The sequence below is a fragment of the Pseudomonas sp. 9AZ genome (assembly GCF_902506525.1).
GTDB lineage: Bacteria > Pseudomonadota > Gammaproteobacteria > Pseudomonadales > Pseudomonadaceae > Aquipseudomonas > Aquipseudomonas peli.
The window spans coordinates 2,752,989-2,768,995 of sequence record NZ_LR733840.1 but is presented as its reverse complement, the minus strand read 5'-3'; the positions used below and the strand labels follow the sequence as shown (position 1 = coordinate 2,768,995).

The 16,007-nt window shown below is 60.6% G+C and carries 18 protein-coding genes; 11 read left to right on the top strand and 7 right to left on the bottom strand.

Annotation, left to right across the window (positions count from 1 at the left end; genetic code table 11):
• The 6 genes from ALTER154_RS12870 (at position 1) to ALTER154_RS12845 (ending at position 6,523) form a co-directional block, all read left to right on the top strand.
• Entirely contained in the window at positions 1-339 is a 339-nt protein-coding gene (locus ALTER154_RS12870) for a DUF3325 domain-containing protein (protein WP_160087597.1), read from the top strand.
• Between the two features lie 94 nt (positions 340-433).
• Positions 434-1,330: a cysteine synthase CysM gene (gene cysM, locus ALTER154_RS12865; protein ID WP_160087595.1), complete on the top strand. Its 897-nt coding sequence runs from the start codon at positions 434-436 to the stop codon at positions 1,328-1,330.
• Complete coding sequence (rlmD, locus tag ALTER154_RS12860) at positions 1,330-2,682, top strand: 23S rRNA (uracil(1939)-C(5))-methyltransferase RlmD (RefSeq protein ID WP_160087593.1); 1,353 nt, start codon at positions 1,330-1,332, stop codon at positions 2,680-2,682. Before cysM ends, rlmD begins: the two co-directional genes overlap by 1 nt.
• 129 nt (positions 2,683-2,811) lie before the next feature.
• Positions 2,812-5,055: a GTP diphosphokinase gene (relA, locus tag ALTER154_RS12855; RefSeq protein ID WP_160087591.1), complete on the top strand. Its 2,244-nt coding sequence runs from the start codon at positions 2,812-2,814 to the stop codon at positions 5,053-5,055.
• A 27-nt stretch (positions 5,056-5,082) separates the two neighbouring features.
• The gene (gene mazG, locus ALTER154_RS12850) at positions 5,083-5,913 is read left to right on the top strand and encodes a nucleoside triphosphate pyrophosphohydrolase (RefSeq protein WP_160087589.1); all 831 of its coding nucleotides are present in this window, start codon (positions 5,083-5,085) and stop codon (positions 5,911-5,913) included.
• Between the two features lie 70 nt (positions 5,914-5,983).
• Positions 5,984-6,523 carry a DUF2058 domain-containing protein gene (locus ALTER154_RS12845; RefSeq protein ID WP_090252530.1) on the top strand — a complete coding sequence of 180 codons (540 nt, stop codon included), beginning with the start codon at positions 5,984-5,986 and terminating at the stop codon, positions 6,521-6,523.
• Positions 6,524-6,600: 77 nt separating this feature from the next.
• On the opposite strand, the gene ALTER154_RS12840 is transcribed toward ALTER154_RS12845, so the two are convergent.
• From ALTER154_RS12840 to purM, 3 genes are read right to left on the bottom strand one after another with little or no spacing between them, the layout of a single operon-like run.
• On the bottom strand, positions 6,601-7,317 hold the full coding sequence (locus tag ALTER154_RS12840) for a DUF3108 domain-containing protein (protein WP_160087587.1): 717 nt from the start codon (positions 7,315-7,317) through the stop codon (positions 6,601-6,603).
• 13 nt (positions 7,318-7,330) lie between these two features.
• Entirely contained in the window at positions 7,331-7,981 is a 651-nt protein-coding gene (gene purN, locus ALTER154_RS12835; protein ID WP_160087585.1) for a phosphoribosylglycinamide formyltransferase, read from the bottom strand.
• 11 nt (positions 7,982-7,992) lie between these two features.
• Positions 7,993-9,051, bottom strand: a complete 1,059-nt coding sequence (gene purM, locus ALTER154_RS12830; RefSeq protein ID WP_160087583.1) for a phosphoribosylformylglycinamidine cyclo-ligase — start codon at positions 9,049-9,051, stop codon at positions 7,993-7,995.
• Positions 9,052-9,362: 311 nt separating this feature from the next.
• On the opposite strand from purM, the gene ALTER154_RS12825 reads away from it, so the two are divergent.
• The 3 genes from ALTER154_RS12825 to hda all read left to right on the top strand — a co-directional run bounded on the left by ALTER154_RS12825 (position 9,363) and on the right by hda (position 12,327).
• The gene (locus ALTER154_RS12825) at positions 9,363-10,412 is read left to right on the top strand and encodes a DUF2066 domain-containing protein (protein ID WP_160087581.1); all 1,050 of its coding nucleotides are present in this window, start codon (positions 9,363-9,365) and stop codon (positions 10,410-10,412) included.
• Positions 10,413-10,534: 122 nt separating this feature from the next.
• Positions 10,535-11,626: an AI-2E family transporter gene (locus ALTER154_RS12820; protein ID WP_160087579.1), complete on the top strand. Its 1,092-nt coding sequence runs from the start codon at positions 10,535-10,537 to the stop codon at positions 11,624-11,626.
• Positions 11,623-12,327: a DnaA regulatory inactivator Hda gene (hda, locus tag ALTER154_RS12815; RefSeq protein ID WP_090252546.1), complete on the top strand. Its 705-nt coding sequence runs from the start codon at positions 11,623-11,625 to the stop codon at positions 12,325-12,327. The genes ALTER154_RS12820 and hda overlap by 4 nt, the downstream gene beginning before the upstream one ends.
• A 55-nt stretch (positions 12,328-12,382) precedes the next feature.
• Here hda and ALTER154_RS12810 read toward each other — a convergent pair whose 3' ends face one another.
• From ALTER154_RS12810 to arsC, 3 genes are read right to left on the bottom strand one after another with little or no spacing between them, the layout of a single operon-like run.
• The gene (locus tag ALTER154_RS12810) at positions 12,383-12,793 is read right to left on the bottom strand and encodes a DUF2069 domain-containing protein (RefSeq protein WP_160087577.1); all 411 of its coding nucleotides are present in this window, start codon (positions 12,791-12,793) and stop codon (positions 12,383-12,385) included.
• Positions 12,786-13,391 (bottom strand): NAD(P)H:quinone oxidoreductase, encoded by a 606-nt coding sequence (gene wrbA / locus ALTER154_RS12805; protein WP_160087575.1) that lies wholly within the window; start codon positions 13,389-13,391, stop codon positions 12,786-12,788. The genes ALTER154_RS12810 and wrbA overlap by 8 nt, the downstream gene beginning before the upstream one ends.
• Positions 13,388-13,741: an arsenate reductase (glutaredoxin) gene (gene arsC / locus ALTER154_RS12800; RefSeq protein ID WP_160087573.1), complete on the bottom strand. Its 354-nt coding sequence runs from the start codon at positions 13,739-13,741 to the stop codon at positions 13,388-13,390. Before arsC ends, wrbA begins: the two co-directional genes overlap by 4 nt.
• A gap of 107 nt (positions 13,742-13,848) precedes the next feature.
• On the opposite strand from arsC, the gene ALTER154_RS12795 reads away from it, so the two are divergent.
• Together ALTER154_RS12795 and ALTER154_RS21305 are read left to right on the top strand one after the other, a co-directional pair.
• Positions 13,849-15,078 (top strand): virulence factor BrkB family protein, encoded by a 1,230-nt coding sequence (locus ALTER154_RS12795; protein WP_160087571.1) that lies wholly within the window; start codon positions 13,849-13,851, stop codon positions 15,076-15,078.
• Positions 15,079-15,245: 167 nt separating this feature from the next.
• Entirely contained in the window at positions 15,246-15,467 is a 222-nt protein-coding gene (locus ALTER154_RS21305) for a hypothetical protein (protein ID WP_372239928.1), read from the top strand.
• 49 nt (positions 15,468-15,516) lie between these two features.
• Here ALTER154_RS21305 and ALTER154_RS12790 read toward each other — a convergent pair whose 3' ends face one another.
• Positions 15,517-15,909: a hypothetical protein gene (locus ALTER154_RS12790; protein ID WP_160087569.1), complete on the bottom strand. Its 393-nt coding sequence runs from the start codon at positions 15,907-15,909 to the stop codon at positions 15,517-15,519.
• Positions 15,910-16,007: the final 98 nt, after the last annotated feature.

Below are 16,007 nucleotides of genomic sequence, written 5' to 3'. Positions count from 1 at the left end.
ATGATGACGGCATTCTTGGGCAGTCTGTTGCTGGCCTACAGCAGCATGCTGGCGCTGTGTCAGGGCCTTGAACGGCACTACAAACAGGTTTGGGGCAGGGCGCCGACGTTGCTGCAACGCCGCGTTCTGCGCGGCAGTGGTTGGTTGCTGCTGGTGGCCAGCCTGTGGGGTTGCGCGCAAGCCTGGGGCTGGGCGATGGGCCCGGTGGGCTGGTTGGGTATGCTGTCGCTGAGCGGCTTTGCCCTGGCCCTGCTGTTGCCCTATGCACCGCGCCTGGCGGTGTACGGACCGTTGCTGGGGCTGCCGTGCTGGCTGTTGCTGTTCGCCCTGGCGGGGTAATTTTGCTGCTGTGTAGTGGTGTTCGCTGATATGGCCGAGCGCAGTTTGCCGTTATCATGGCGGCCTTCTTTGCTTCTGGATCCTCTCGTTCGCCATGAGCCCGCATTACCCAACCATCGCCGATTGCGTCGGCAACACCCCTCTGGTGCGCCTGCAGCGCCTGCCGGGCAACACCAGCAACACCTTGCTGCTGAAGCTGGAAGGCAACAATCCGGCCGGTTCGGTGAAGGATCGTCCGGCGTTGTCGATGATCACCCGCGCCGAGCAGCGCGGCGACATCCAGCCCGGTGATGTGTTGATCGAGGCCACCAGCGGCAATACCGGCATCGCCCTGGCCATGGCCGCGGCGATCAAGGGTTACCGCATGGTGCTGATCATGCCGGACAACTCCACCGCCGAACGCAAGGCGGCGATGACTGCCTACGGCGCGCAGCTGATTCTGGTCGGCGGTATGGAAGAGGCCCGCGACCTGGCCCTGCAGATGCAGGCGGATGGCAAGGGCAAGGTGCTCGATCAGTTCGCCAACGGCGACAACCCGATTGCCCACTACACCAGCACCGGCCCGGAAATCTGGCAGCAGACGGGCGGGCAGATCACTCATTTCATCAGCTCGATGGGCACCACCGGGACCATTATGGGCGTCTCGCGTTTCCTGAAAGAGCAGAAGCCGGACGTGGAGATCGTCGGTCTGCAGCCGATGGAAGGCGCGGCGATTCCCGGCATTCGCCGTTGGCCGCAAGAGTACCTGCCGAAGATCTATCAGGCCGAGCGGGTTGATCGCATCATCGACATGGGCCAGCAAGAAGCCGAAGACGTGATGCGTCGTCTGGCGCGTGAAGAAGGCATCTTCTGTGGCGTGTCGTCCGGTGGTTCGGTGGCGGCGATGCTGCGTCTGTCCCAGGAAGTCGAGAACGCGGTGATGGTGGCGATCATCTGTGACCGTGGCGACCGTTACCTGTCCAGTGGCGTTTACGACGCACCGAGCAACTGATGGCCAAGAAAGACGGCGGTCTGCGCTTTCAACCCAGCGGTGGTTCCCGGGCGCCCCAGGTGCCGGTGGGCAAGAAGCAGAAGCTCACCATCGAGCGCCTGGCCAACGATGGTCGTGGCATCGCTTTCAGCGAAGGGCGTACCTGGTTTGTCAGCGGTGGATTGGCCAGCGAGCAGATCGAAGCGCGGGTGCTGGGTGCCCACGGCAAGGTAGTCGAGGCGCGGGTTGAGCGCATTCTCACCGCCAGTGCTGAGCGGCGTAGCGAGGCTTGCGTGCATGCCAAGGCCTGTGGCGGCTGCAGCTTGCAGCATATGCCCCATGCCGATCAGCTTGCCCTGAAACAGCGCATGCTCGCCGAGCAACTCAGCCGCTTGGCCAATCTTGAGCCGCAAGAGTGGGCTGCGCCATTGGTCGGCCCTGAGCTGGGCTATCGCCGCCGCGCACGGATTGCCGTGCGCTGGGACAACAAGGCCAAACGCTTGGATGTGGGTTTTCGCGCAGCCGCGAGCCAGGACATTATCGCCATCAGCGATTGCCCGGTGCTGGTACAACCTTTGCAGCCGATCCTGCGCGCGTTACCCCAGGTGCTGCGTGAGTTGGATAAACCTCAGGCCATTGGTCATGTCGAGTTGTTCAGCGGCAGCTCCAGTGCTGTGCTGATAAGGCATACCGCTGTATTGAGCGAAGCGGACCTGGCCCGTTTGCAGGCGTTCTGCATGGCGCAGAATGCGCAGCTCTGGTTGCACGGTACGGACGAGCCGCAGCCGTTTGATCCAGCGCAGCAGCTGAGTTATCGCTTGGATGCGTTTGCTCTCGACCTGGCGTATCGGCCCGGTGACTTTGTGCAGGTCAACCAGCCGGTGAATGACGCCATGGTCGCGCAGGCGCTGGATTGGTTGGCGCCGCAGGCCGATGAGCGGGTGCTGGATCTGTTCTGCGGTCTGGGCAATTTCGCCTTGCCATTGGCTCAGCGAGTGCGTGAACTGGTGGCGGTGGAGGGCGTGCAAGCGATGGTCGAGCGCGCCGCCGAGAATGCCGTGAGCAATGGTCTGGGCAATGCGCACTTTTTCCAGGCCGACCTGTCCAACCCGCTGGTCGATGCGAGCTGGGCTCAGGGCGGTTTCGCCGCTGTGCTATTGGACCCGCCGCGGGATGGCGCGTTGCAGGCGGTCAAGCAAATGACAGCGTTGGGCGTCAAACGGGTGCTGTATGTGTCGTGCAACCCGACGACCCTGGCCCGTGACAGCGCCGAGTTACTGGCGCAAGGCTATCGGCTGGAACGTGCCGGTATCCTCGATATGTTTCCGCAAACCGCGCACGTCGAGGCGATGGCGCTGTTTGTCAGGCAGTAGATAGAAGCGCCGTATCCCGGCGCTGCAGGGGCGCGCAGGGAGTGCGCCTTAAGTAGTTAAACCGACCGGCTCATAGAAGGCGGCGACTGTTCGGTGTGCATGCCGCGCACCGTAGGGAAGGTAAGCAAGATGGTTCAGGTCAGAGCGCATCAGCCGATCAACGATGACGGCAGCATCAACCTTGAAGCCTGGCTCGGGCATGTGCTGAGCGTCGATCCGGCACTGGATCGCGAAGCCCTGCGCGAGGCCTGCGAGTTCGCCCGCGAGGCTGAGCAACAGGCCAATGCCGCGAAGAATCTGTGGACTGAGGGCGCGTCGAGTTTTCGCTCCGGTCTGGAAATCGCCGAAATTCTCGCCGACCTCAAGCTCGATCAGGACTCCCTGGTCGCAGCCGTAATCTATCGCTGCGTGCGCGAAGGCAAGGTGCCGTTGGCGCTGGTGCATCAGCGCTTCGGTCCGGTGGTGGCCAAGCTGGTCGAAGGCGTGCTGCGCATGGCGGCAATCAGCGCATCCTTGAACCCGCGTGATTCCCTGGTGCTCGGCTCCCAAGCGCAGGTGGAAAACCTGCGCAAGATGCTTGTGGCGATGGTCGATGACGTGCGCGTGGCGTTGATCAAACTGGCCGAGCGCACCTGCGCGATCCGCGCGGTGAAAGAGGCCGATGACGAGAAGCGTCAGCGCGTGGCCCGCGAGGTGTTCGACATCTACGCCCCGTTGGCTCATCGCCTGGGCATTGGCCATATCAAGTGGGAGCTGGAAGACCTGTCCTTCCGCTACCTGGAGCCTGAGCAGTACAAGCAGATCGCCAAGCTGCTGCATGAGCGCCGTCTGGATCGCGAGCACTACATCAATGAAGTGATGGGGCAGTTGCGCGTCGAACTGGAGGCCACCGGGGTCAAAGCCGACATCAGCGGGCGGGCCAAACACATCTATTCGATCTGGCGCAAAATGCAGCGCAAGGGCCTGCAGTTCAGCCAGATTTACGACGTGCGCGCGGTGCGCGTGCTGGTGCCGGAAGTGCGCGATTGCTACACCGCCCTCGGTATCGTGCACACCCTGTGGCGGCACATTCCCAAGGAGTTTGACGACTACATCGCCAACCCCAAGGAAAATGGCTACCGCTCGCTGCACACCGCCGTGCTCGGCCCGGAAGGCAAGGTGCTGGAAGTGCAGATCCGCACCCAGGCCATGCATGAGGAGGCCGAACTGGGCGTTTGTGCGCACTGGCGTTACAAAGGCACCGACGTTAAAGCCAGCTCCAATCATTACGAAGAGAAGATTTCCTGGCTGCGTCAGGTGCTCGAATGGCACGAAGAGCTGGGCGATATCGGCGGTCTGGCCGAACAGCTGCGCGTGGATATTGAGCCGGACCGGGTCTATGTGTTCACCCCGGACGGTCACGCCATCGACCTCCCGAAGGGCGCGACGCCGCTGGATTTTGCCTACCGCGTGCACACCGAGATCGGCCACAACTGCCGTGGTGCGAAGATCAACGGCCGGATCGTGCCGCTAAACTACAGCCTGCAGACCGGCGAGCAGGTGGAGATCATCACCAGCAAGCACGGCACGCCCAGCCGCGACTGGCTGAACTCCAACCTCGGTTACGTCACCACCAGCCGGGCGCGGGCGAAGATCGTCCACTGGTTCAAGCTGCAGGACCGCGACCAGAACGTGGCCGCCGGTAAGGTCCAGCTGGAGCGCGAGCTGCAGCGTCTGGCACTGCCGCATGTGGACTTCGAAAAACTGGCCGAGAAGGCCAATATGAAGACCAGCGAGGACTTGTTCGCCTCCCTCGGTGCCGGCGACCTGCGCCTGGCGCAGCTGGTCAACCTGGCGCAGCAACTGGTCGAGCCGGATCGAGTCAACGAGCAGCTGGAGCTGATCCCGCGCAAGGCGTTGGGCTTCAAACCAGGCAAGCGCGGCGATATCCAGATTCAGGGCGTCGGCAACCTGCTGACGCAGATGGCTGGTTGCTGCCAGCCGCTGCCGGGCGATCCGATTGTCGGTTACATCACTCAGGGTCGTGGCGTGAGCATCCACCGTCAGGACTGCGCCTCGGTGTTGCAACTGGCCGGTCGCGAGCCGGAGCGGATTATTCAGGTTAACTGGGGCCCGGTGCCAGTGCAGACCTACCCGGTGGAAATCATCATCAAGGCCTACGACCGTTCCGGCCTGCTGCGTGACGTGACTCAGGTGCTGCTCAACGAGAAGCTCAATGTGCTGGCGGTGAATACCCGTTCGAACAAAGACGACAACACCGCGTCCATGTCGATCACCGTGGAGATTCCGGGGCTTGATGCGCTTGGGCGCTTGTTGGGGCGTATTTCGCAGCTGCCGAATATCATCGAAGCCCGTCGCCATCGGGTTTCCTGAGGCGATTACGATCTAACTGGATTTGCCATGTACCAACTCGACGACCTGCTGCACCTGATGGCCCGCCTGCGTGACCCGCAGCATGGTTGCCCGTGGGATATCAAGCAGAACTACGCGACGATTGTGCCGCATACGATCGAAGAGGCTTACGAGGTGGCCGATGCCATCGAGCGCGGCGACTTCGATCATCTGCCGGGTGAGCTGGGCGACCTGCTGTTTCAGGTGGTGTATTACAGCCAGCTGGCGCGCGAAGAAGGGCGCTTCGAGTTTGCCCAGGTGGTTGATGCCATCACCACCAAGCTGATTCGCCGTCATCCCCATGTGTTCCCCGATGGCGATCTGTATGGCGCTGTGGACGTGGCCAAGCTGGAAGAGGCCGCGGTCAAGCAGCGTTGGGAAGAGATCAAGGCCGAGGAACGCGCCGAGAAGGCCGCAGCACCGGAGCAACTTTCGTTGCTCGACGATGTGCCTGCGGCGCTGCCGTCGCTAAGCCGTGCAATCAAGCTGCAGAAGCGCGCTGCCCAGGTCGGTTTCGATTGGCCCGAGGCCTTGCCGGTGGTCGACAAGGTGCGCGAAGAATTGGATGAAGTGCTCGAAGCCATGAGCGAGAACGACCCTGAGGCGATTAGCGAGGAGATCGGCGATCTGCTGTTTGTGGTCAGCAACCTGGCGCGGCACCTGAAGGTCGATCCGGAAACCGCCCTGCGTGCAGCCAACGCCAAATTCGAGCGGCGTTTTCGTTTTATCGAGCAGGCATTGCGCGAAGCGGGGCGCAACATGGAAGATTGCGCCCTGGATGAATTGGACGCGCTCTGGGGCGAAGCCAAAAAGCTGGAAAAGCAGACCCCGAGTTGTTGATTGTGCGAGTGCGGTCTGCCCGCTGATGGTGGGCACGCCCGCTTTAAATTGATGGTTGGAAAGGTAGGTTATGGCTCTCTCACTACGCGATCAGCTGCTCAAAGCCGGGCTGGTCAATGAAAAGCAGGCCAAACAGGCCGGCAAGCAGCAGCAGAAACAACAGCGCCTGGTGCATAAAGGTCAGGCCGAGAAGGACGAATCGCAAAAGCTCGCCGCCCAGCAGGCAATGGCCGAAAAGGCCGCGCGTGACCAGGAGCTGAACCGTCAGCAGCAGGAAAAAATCGAGCAGAAGGCCCGTGCCGCGCAGATCAAGCAACTGATTGAAGTCTCGCGTCTTCCCAAGCTGACCACCGAGGATTACTACAACTTCGTCGATGACAAGAAGGTCAAACGGCTGTCGGTGAACACCCTAGTGCGCAACAAACTCAGCAGTGGCTCGCTGGCCATTGTCCGTCACGGCGGCGGCTATGAAGTGATCCCGCGTGAAGCCGCACTGAAGATTCAGGAGCGCGATCCTCAACGTGTGGTGCTGCTCAACACCCCAACCGAAGCGCCTGATGCCGATGATCCGTACGCGGCCTATCAGGTGCCAGATGATCTGATGTGGTGATAGCACCGAGCATTACCTACAGACACCCACCCACAAAAAAGCCGAGCACTTAGCTCGGCTTTTTTCATCGGACTAACTCAGTCCTGGCGGCCTTCAACGGCTTTGCCGTCGACGGTGCCTTCCTTGAGCATGATCTGGTATTCCTTGCCGTCTTTCTCAACCTGATGCAGGCGTACCAGCAGGAACTCCCAGTCCTTGGCAAACCAGAGGATGGTCTTGCGGCTGCTTTGTGTCGGGTCACGCACGCGTTCTACCTTGATGGCGTCGATCAGGCCAGCTTTGGTACGCACGGTTTCTTCACCCAGCACGCGGAAATCGTAGGTTTCCACTTCGTCGCCATCGACCACCTGGTAGCTCATGCTCTTGGTGCCGGCGGCCACGTCATATTGCAGGGCCAGTTGGTAGGTCGACTTGTCCAGCAGGCCGCGGTTCAGTGGCAGGCGCACCGGGGTGTCGCGATCACTGCCGATGACCTGTTTGGCGCTCCAGTCGAAGTCGTGCTCGATCTTCTTGCCCTTGCCCAGGCCGTTGCGTTCATACAGGTAAGTCTGCGGCAGGAAGACTTCTTTATCCACGCGCAGGGTGCTTTGTTCGGTCAGGCTGGCGACCAGCATGGAAGCTTCGAAGTTCAGCTTCCATACGCCGTTATCCAGCGCTTCAAGGCTGCGTTCGGCGCTGCCGCTGACGGGCAGTTGCTTCCAGTCGGCGGTGTAGCTGGCGGAGAAGGGTTTCAGCTCGACGGCCAGTGCCGGCAGGCTCAAAAGTGTCAGTGCGAACAGTAAGGCGCGACCCATGGTGTCTCCTTGATTACGTTCGAATTAGCTGTCCAGTGCTCGGTAACAGTTGCTCGTCCAACATCGCCCCCTGCGCGGCCAGCTGCAAACGGCCTTCGGCAAACCAGCGCACGGCCAGCGGGTAAATCACATGTTCCTGCTCGTGCACACGCTGCGCCAGGCTGGTGGGCGAGTCATCCGACTGTACCGGTACCACTGCCTGTACGACCAGTGGTCCGCCATCGAGTTCCTCGCTGACGAAGTGCACGCTGCAGCCATGCTCGCTGTCACCTGCGTCCAGCGCCCGCTGGTGGGTGTGCAGGCCTTTGTATTTCGGCAGCAGCGAAGGGTGGATATTCAGCAGGCGACCCGCGTAGTGACGAACGAAGCCGGGCGTCAGGATGCGCATAAAACCGGCTAACACCACCAGCTGCGGATCAAAGGCATCAATGGCCTCGACCAGCGCGGCATCGAAGGCTTCGCGGCCGTCGAATTGCTTGTGGTCGAGTACGGCAGTGGCAATGCCAGCCTGTTTTGCGCGTTCCAGGCCGTAGGCATCGGCGCGGTTGGAAATCACCGCGGCGATGCGCGCCGGATTGCCGTCATGGGCGATGCTGTCGATCAGCGCTTGCAGGTTGCTGCCGGAGCCGGAGATCAGCACCACCACATTACAGTCTGTTGGCATCGGTGCCGACATCAGTGCTGTTTCAGGTTGTTCAATACGACCTGGGCGGCACCTTCGGCGGCTTCACCGATCTGGCCGATCACCCAAGGCTGCTCGCCAGCAGCGGTAAGGGTTTGCAGGGTGATGTCGATTTGATCCTGCGCCACGCAGATAACCATGCCGACGCCGCAGTTGAGTACGCGATGCATCTCGTGCTCATCGACGTTGCCTTTTTCCTGTAGCCAGTCGAATACCGCCGGGCGAGTCCAGCTGGCGACGTCGACCACGGCTTGTGCGCCTTTCGGCAGCACGCGCGGGATGTTGTCGAGCAGACCACCACCGGTGATATGGGCCATGGCTTTGACTGCGCCAGTGTCCTTGATCAGTTTGAGCAGCGGTTTGACATAGATGCGGGTCGGCGCCATCAGCAGGTCGGTCAGCGGCTTGCCGTCGACTTGGGTGGTTTCGATTTCAGTGCCCGATACTTCGATGATCTTGCGGATCAGCGAGTAGCCGTTGGAATGCGGGCCGGAGGACGGCAGGGCGATCAGTGCGTCACCAGCGGCGACTTTCGAGCCGTCGATGATTTCGGCTTTTTCCACCACGCCGACGCAGAAACCGGCCAGGTCGTAGTCTTCGCCTTCGTACATGCCCGGCATTTCAGCGGTTTCACCGCCAACCAGCGAACAACCGGCCAACTCGCAGCCTGCGCCAATGCCGGTGACCACGGTGGCTGCGACATCGACATTGAGCTTGCCGGTGGCGTAGTAGTCGAGGAAGAACAGCGGCTCGGCGCCACATACCACCAGGTCGTTCACGCACATGGCGACCAGGTCCTGGCCGATGCTGTCGTGCTTGTTCAGGTTCAGCGCCAGGCGCAGCTTGGTGCCGACGCCGTCAGTGCCGGAAACCAGCACCGGTTGCTTGTAGCCCGCCGGGATCTCGCACAGGGCGCCGAAGCCACCCAGTCCACCCATGACTTCCGGACGCGCGGTGCGCTTGGCAACGCCTTTGATGCGTTCGACCAGGGCTTCGCCTGCGTCGATATCTACACCTGCGTCCTTGTAGCTGATGGAGGGTTGCTTGCTCATAGATCCAGGCCTTTAGGGGAAATTCGGATTGGCACCACCGCTTATGGCGGCGGTCTGCGAAGGCGCGCGATTTTATCAGGCTTACCCGGCAGCGGCCACCCGCTAAGGTTGCGGCTGTTGGGGCGGCTGTTTAAGCTCGAAATCTGGCTGTTGTTGGCTATCTGCGGCTGAAAAGGGCTTTGGAATGCGCCTTAACAGCACCTAAACTCGCACTCTTGAGCCACCGCGGCCTTCCTTATGTGGCGTGGGTTGGTCACAACTGTTGTTAAACCTGGCCTGCGCGCCACTTTCCGTCTGTCGAGAATTCATCCATGCGTTTGACCGCTCGCCTGCTTCTAGTCTGTTTGTCGCTGTCTGGCCTGCCGGCGTTTGCCGCGCCGGTAAGTGATCTGTACCAAGTCCGCGAAGCGGTCAGCAGTCAGCAACCGGAAGAGCGTGCTGCCGCACTGAGCCGCGCGCTGGATACCCTCGTGGTGCGCCTGACCGGCAAAGCCGATGCGGCGCAGAACCCGGCGCTGGCGGCGCTGCGCAAGGATCCGCAACAGATCGTCAGTCAATACGGCTATGAAGGCGACAAACTGTTGGTCGATTTTGACCCACTGAGCACCGACCGCAGCCTGCGTCAGGCGGGCCTGGCGCTGTGGGGCGCCAATCGTCCGAGCATTCTGCTGTGGTGGTTGAGCGATGCCAGTGATGGCAGTCGCCTGCTCGGTGATGGCCAAGCTGCTGCCGCATCACTTAATCAGGCCGCACAGCACCGTGGTCTACCGCTGCGCTTGCCGTTGGCTGACTTGGCCGAACAACTGGTGGCGGTGCCAGAAAACCTCACGGCCAATGATCCGGCTGCCCTACGTGAAGCCTCCGAACGCTACGCCACCGATGCTTTGCTGGCCGTTGTGGCACGCGAAGCAAACGGCACATGGCAGGCTGAGTGGCGCCTGTGGCTGGGCGATGAGCGGGAGCAGGGCACTGTGCAGGGTGCCGATCAAGCCGTGTTGGCCGATGCCATTCTGTTGGCGGTCAACCAACGTCTGGCACCACGCTTTATCGTCGCCGCCGGCGCGGCCAGTGGTCTGACCGTGGAAGTGCAGGGCGTTGACCTGGCGCGTTATGCCGAGCTGCAGCGCATTCTTGAGCCGTTCGCGGCGCAACTTCGCAAGGTGCAGGGCGATACACTGACCTTTGCCGTCAATGCCAATCCCGAGCAGTTGCGTGCGCAACTGGGCCTGGCGCGCTTGCAGGAAGTGCCGGCAGAAGCACCAGTGGTTGACGCCAGCCAGTCAATTACGCCGCCGGCTACTGCGGCTGAGCCCGCTTCCGCAGTGGTAGCGCCTGAGAATGTACTGAGGTTTCGCTGGTAGACTGCGGCAATTACCCTGTCCCTGATTTGAAAACCGCAGCTATCGAGCTGCGGTTTTCTTATGTAACGGGCCTTGCGGTTTGAGTATTTCTGGATAAAACGTTGGCATATGGAGCGCTGGGCATGATCGATTCGCACCGTTGGATATGGATAGTCGGGGCGCTGCTGCTGTGCGGCCTGTTGTACCTGCTGGCGCCGATTCTCTCGCCGTTTCTGATCGGCGTCCTGCTGGCCTATATGGGCGACCCGCTGGTCGACCGCCTGGAGCGCTGGAAACTCTCGCGGACTTGGGGCGTGGTGGTGGTCTTTGCGTTGATCACCCTGATCATGGCCATCCTGCTGCTGGTATTGGTGCCCATGCTGGGCAAGCAGCTGGTGCGCTTGTACGAGTTGATCCCGGAGATGCTCGACTGGGCACAGAATCAGGCCCTGCCATGGGTTCAACTCAAGTTGGGGCTGAGTGAAGGCTTCTGGCGTTTTGATCAACTGAAAACCGCGTTGTCCGGGCAGTTGGGTAAAACCACCGATATCGTCGGCATGCTGCTGTCCACGGCCACCTCTTCAGGCCTGGCGCTGCTGGCTTGGCTGGCCAATCTCGTGCTGATTCCGGTAGTGAGCTTCTACCTGATGCGCGATTGGGACCTGATGGTCGCCAAGCTGCGCAGCTTGCTGCCGCGCGGTCGTGAAGGCCTGGTTGTGCAGCTGTTCGGCGAATGCCACGAAGTGCTCGGCGCTTTCCTGCGCGGTCAATTGCTGGTGATGCTGGCGCTGGGTGTGATGTATGCCACCGGACTGATGGTGATTGGCCTGGAACTCGGACTACTGATCGGCGTACTGGCAGGCCTTGCCAGCATCGTGCCGTATTTGGGCGTGGTGGTCGGCATCGGTGCGGCATTGACGGCCGGCCTGTTTCAGTTCGGCATGGACCCTTACCCACTGGTGGCCATCGCTGCAGTCTTTATCGTCGGGCAAATGCTCGAAGGCATGCTACTGACACCGATGCTGGTGGGTGATCGTATCGGTTTGCACCCGGTTGCCGTGATCTTCGCGATCATGGCTGGCGGCCAACTGTTCGGCTTTACCGGCATCCTTCTGGCTTTGCCTGTGGCTGCGGTGATCATGGTGTTAGTGCGTCATCTGCATGATTTCTATAAACTTTCCGATCTTTACGGTGAGCCAGCCAACGGTTCCGACGAGCCGCCCAACCCAGCATGACACCCATACAACTGCCTTTAGGTGTGCGTCTACGTGATGATGCCACTTTCGCCAATTACTACCCTGGAGCCAATGCTGCGGCGTTGGGCTATGTCGAGCGTTTGTGTGAAGCGGATGCTGGCTGGACGGAAAGCCTGATTTATCTTTGGGGCGGCGAGGGTGTAGGGCGTAGCCACTTGTTGCAGGCGGCGTGTTTGCGCTTTGAACAGCGCGGCGAGCCGGCGGTTTATCTGCCGCTGGCTGAGGTGGTCGAGTACGGCCCGGCGCTACTGGACAATCTGGAGCAGTGCGAACTGGTCTGTCTGGATGATCTGGATGCGGTGGCCGGGCGCAGCGACTGGGAAGAAGCGCTGTTTCACCTGTTCAATCGTCTACGCGACAGCGGTCGGCGTCTGTTGCTGGGCGCCAGCACTTCACCGCGCGAGTTACCGGTGCAGCTGGCTGACCTCCAATCACGCCTGACCCTGGCGCTGGTGTTTCAGTTGCAGTCCTTGTCCGACGAGGACAAGCTGCGCGCCTTGCAACTGCGCGCGTCGCGTCGTGGGCTGCACCTCAGTGATGAGGTCGGGCGTTTTATCCTGACCCGCGGTGAGCGCAGCATGAGTGCTTTGTTCGATTTGCTTGAACGTCTGGATCAAGCGTCTTTGCAGGCCCAGCGCAAGCTAACCATCCCTTTTCTGAAAGAAACCCTCGGCTGGTAACTCGCTCGCTATTGCAGGCTGAGCCTGCGTGCAGCAAGGCTCAGCATTGTCCTCCCTAATTTTCCCCAGCCAACTTGCGCTCGTACTGAAAACGCCAGCGGGTAAACATCAGCGCGGCGCAAAACAGGCTGAAGCTCAGCCCTGTCAGTAACCAGCCGTAAACCGCCTTGCTGGGATCGAAGGCCGCGAGAACGCCTTGAATAAAATACAGATTCACCACAAAGCACGCCCAGGCGTGGGCGCGGGCGTTGCCGAGGATCAGGCCAGGGGCAAGTAACAGCAGCGGGGCGAGCTGTACGCCAAGGATCACCCAGAGAAGTTTTCCAGGAACATTGGCGAACCATAGGTTCCATACCAGTAACGCGGCCGCCAGGCCGAAAAAGCTTAGTAAGCTGGCGATGCGGCTGATGTTCAGGCGCGGCTCTAGCCACTCCAGGGGCGGCAGCGGTTTTGCGGTTTTAGCCACGGGCACTCTCCAGTTTTGCAGCAGTTTGCGCCAGGCGCTGGCCGAGAGCGCGGCACAGGGCAGTTTCATGTTCATCGAGGGCCCGTTTGCCATCGGCGCCGGCGTGGTGGCTGGCGCCATAGGGCGTGCCGCCGCCACGGGTTTCCAGTAGTGCAGATTCGCTGTACGGCAGGCCCGTAATCAGCATGCCGTGGTGCAGCAGCGGCAGCAGCATCGACAGCAGGGTGGTTTCCTGGCCGCCGTGCAGGCTGGCGGTGGAGGTGAATACGCCGGCGGGTTTGCCGACTAGGCCGCCGGTCAGCCACAGGCCGCTGGTGCCATCGAGGAAGTACTTGAGCGGCGCGGCCATATTGCCGAAACGGGTCGGGCTGCCGAGTGCCAAGCCGGCGCAGTTCTTTAGGTCATCCAGGCTGGCGTACAAGGCGCCTTCTGCCGGGATATCCGCGGCCACTGCTTCGCATTCGCTGGAGACTGCAGGCACGGTGCGTAGACGCGCTTCGAGGCCACCCATTTCTACGCCGCGTGCAATCTGGCGGGCCATTTCAGCAGTGGCGCCATGGCGGCTGTAGTACAGCACCAGGATATAGGGTGTGCTCACGGTAGAATCTCCAGAACATTTTCAGGTGGGCGACCGATGACGGCTTTGTCTCCGACGACCAGAATGGGGCGTTCAATAAGTTTGGGCTGGCTGGCCATGGCCGCGATCAGCTGTGTGTCAGTCAGTTGCGGGTCGCTCAGGCCGAGAGCCTTGTACTCATCTTCACCCGTGCGCAGCAGCTGCCGTGCGCGGATGCCGAGCTTATTCAACAGTGCCTGCAGCTGGTCGGCGCTCAGCGGTGTTTCCAGGTAGCGCACGATGGTTGGGCTGAGCCCGCGGTCTTCCAGTAATTGCAATGCACTGCGCGATTTCGAGCAGCGCGGGTTATGGTAGAGCGTCATAGCGGTCATGTTCGGGTCGCCGATTACCTTCGATGGCGGCTATTCTAACCGCTTACAGCATTCCCGCCTGCGCTTGTGAGTCAGGTTGTCGGGATGCAAATGGCTAAGGAGAGGGCATGCTGCAGCGTGTTAACAACCTGTTGGAGTTCTGGCGTTTTCTGTTGCAGCGCTTTATCGCCGACCAAGGCACCAGCAATGCGGCGGCCTTGACCTACACCACCCTGTTTGCGGTGGTGCCGATGATGACGGTGACCTTTTCCATGCTCTCGGCTATTCCGGCGTTTCAGGATACCGGCGAGCAGATTCAGAGCTTTATCTTCCAAAATTTTGTGCCCTCAGCTGGCGAGACCCTGCAGCAATACCTGCGTGACTTCACTACCCAGGCGCGCCAGTTGACCTGGATTGGTGTAGCAGTATTGGCTGCGACGGCGTTCTGGATGCTGGTGACGATCGAGAAAACCTTCAACACCATCTGGCGTGTGCGTCAGCCGCGCCGGGGTGTGTCGAGCTTTTTGCTGTACTGGGCGATCCTCAGCCTGGGCCCGCTGCTGTTGGGCGGTGGCTTTGCCATCAGCACCTACTTCACGTCACTGTCGCTGATCTCGGGTCCGGATGCTTTGCTTGGGGCGCAGGCCCTGCTGAAATTCATGCCGCTGGTATTCAGTGTGGCCGCATTCACCTTGCTCTATGCGACGGTGCCGAATGCACAGGTACCAGTTCGCCATGCGTTGCTGGGGGGCTTGTTTGCAGCGGTGTTGTTCGAAGTGGCGAAGATGCTATTCGGCCTGTATGTGCGCCTGTTTCCCGGTTATCAGCTGATCTACGGGGCATTTGCCACGGTGCCGCTGTTTCTGTTGTGGATCTATCTGTCCTGGTTGATTGTGCTGTTTGGCGCTGAATTAGTCTGCAACCTGGGGTTCTCCCAGCAATGGCGCAAGCGCGCAATACCACGCTTGTTGATGGCGCTTGGAGTCTTGCGGGTGTTCTATGAGCGTCAGCAGTCGGGTTTGAAAGTGCGCTTGCTGGACGTGCAGCGTCAGGGCTGGTCGTTGGCGGAACATGAATGGGAAGAGATTTTGGTGTTTCTCGAGCAGCAGAAACTGATTGCCCCGACCGGTTCCGGTTCCTGGGTATTGAGCCGCGATCTTGGCCACTATTCGCTGCAACAACTGCTCAGCCACAGTCCTTGGCCGTTGCCTAGGGTTGAGAATCTACCCGAACAGCTTGATGAAGCCTGGTATCCAGCGCTGCGCAATGGCTTGATGAAGTTGCAGGAAGAGCAAACGGCGCTATTTGGTGAGGACCTGGCGACGTGGTTGCAGGTTGAGGCTGATGCTGCAACATGACGTAAAACGTCAGTTTGCGGCGCTGAACTGGTGGCGCATGATGGCTCTGGTGACCATGAAGGTCGCCAAACGCGGTTAAAGGGAAGCTGGCACGCTTCTGGCTATCTGTCCTGCAGATAGCTATCAGGTTGCCAGCAGGGCAGGGATTGGCGGAGTGTGAAGGCGTTATGACAGCCACTAACGGCAAAGTGATTCATCTGTATCAGCGTGACCCGCAAGAGGCCCTTGAGCGCCTCAATCGCATTACTGGCCTGCGCTTCAGCAGCTGGCCGCAGTCGTTGGTCAATTCCAGCCCACCTGAGCCTTCAATCGTCTTGAGCTCACCTGAAACCCCAGTCCAGACAGATTCCGATGCCACTTGCGGGTCGGCAGGAATGCTCTCGCGCTAAATGCAAAACCCCGCGTCGGTGCGCGGGGTTTGTGTATCGCTGAGTGCGATCAGGCGAGTGCTTGGCGGCTATCGGTTTGGGGCAATTCGACGGCTTGTACAAACAACTCCTCAACCACCAGGCTGGTCGCTGGTACGGCAGAGCGCAGGCGCACCTGCATCTCTTCAATCTTCTGCTTCACAGGCAGGCGAGCCACGCTGGATAGCAGAATTTTGCTGTGCTGGTTGACGTTGCCATGGTCGACCATCACTTCGCGGCGAGTGGTGCCATCGCGGTAGCTGATCAACAGGGATACGGGCAGGTTGGCCAGCCCTGGCAGGTGCAGCCAGGCGGCTACGTTGAACTCAGCGACGCGCCCTTCGTATGGAGTGACCTGTAAGCGTGCGAGGTTGACGATGGCAGATGGCACGGGGCCGACCAACTTATCGAGGGCTTGGGTCATGGTGTGTTCCAGGCTAATAACGGATCGCAGCAAGCGTAAGTGCGAGCAAGTATAAGCGCGGGCCATCCGATGAAACTGTGCGCTCTGCCGACGTTCGG

Coding starts and splice junctions, on each gene's coding strand:
- ALTER154_RS12790 (WP_160087569.1), bottom strand. CDS start 15,909: ATGACCCAAGCCCTCGATAAGTTGGTCGGCCCCGTGCCATCTGCCATC.
- ALTER154_RS12795 (WP_160087571.1), top strand. CDS start 13,849: ATGCTGCAGCGTGTTAACAACCTGTTGGAGTTCTGGCGTTTTCTGTTG.
- ALTER154_RS12820 (WP_160087579.1), top strand. CDS start 10,535: ATGATCGATTCGCACCGTTGGATATGGATAGTCGGGGCGCTGCTGCTG.
- purM (WP_160087583.1), bottom strand. CDS start 9,051: ATGAGCAAGCAACCCTCCATCAGCTACAAGGACGCAGGTGTAGATATC.
- ALTER154_RS12845 (WP_090252530.1), top strand. CDS start 5,984: ATGGCTCTCTCACTACGCGATCAGCTGCTCAAAGCCGGGCTGGTCAAT.
- ALTER154_RS21305 (WP_372239928.1), top strand. CDS start 15,246: ATGACAGCCACTAACGGCAAAGTGATTCATCTGTATCAGCGTGACCCG.
- arsC (WP_160087573.1), bottom strand. CDS start 13,741: ATGACCGCTATGACGCTCTACCATAACCCGCGCTGCTCGAAATCGCGC.
- hda (WP_090252546.1), top strand. CDS start 11,623: ATGACACCCATACAACTGCCTTTAGGTGTGCGTCTACGTGATGATGCC.
- purN (WP_160087585.1), bottom strand. CDS start 7,981: ATGCCAACAGACTGTAATGTGGTGGTGCTGATCTCCGGCTCCGGCAGC.
- ALTER154_RS12870 (WP_160087597.1), top strand. CDS start 1: ATGATGACGGCATTCTTGGGCAGTCTGTTGCTGGCCTACAGCAGCATG.
- mazG (WP_160087589.1), top strand. CDS start 5,083: ATGTACCAACTCGACGACCTGCTGCACCTGATGGCCCGCCTGCGTGAC.
- ALTER154_RS12840 (WP_160087587.1), bottom strand. CDS start 7,317: ATGGGTCGCGCCTTACTGTTCGCACTGACACTTTTGAGCCTGCCGGCA.
- ALTER154_RS12825 (WP_160087581.1), top strand. CDS start 9,363: ATGCGTTTGACCGCTCGCCTGCTTCTAGTCTGTTTGTCGCTGTCTGGC.
- relA (WP_160087591.1), top strand. CDS start 2,812: ATGGTTCAGGTCAGAGCGCATCAGCCGATCAACGATGACGGCAGCATC.
- cysM (WP_160087595.1), top strand. CDS start 434: ATGAGCCCGCATTACCCAACCATCGCCGATTGCGTCGGCAACACCCCT.
- rlmD (WP_160087593.1), top strand. CDS start 1,330: ATGGCCAAGAAAGACGGCGGTCTGCGCTTTCAACCCAGCGGTGGTTCC.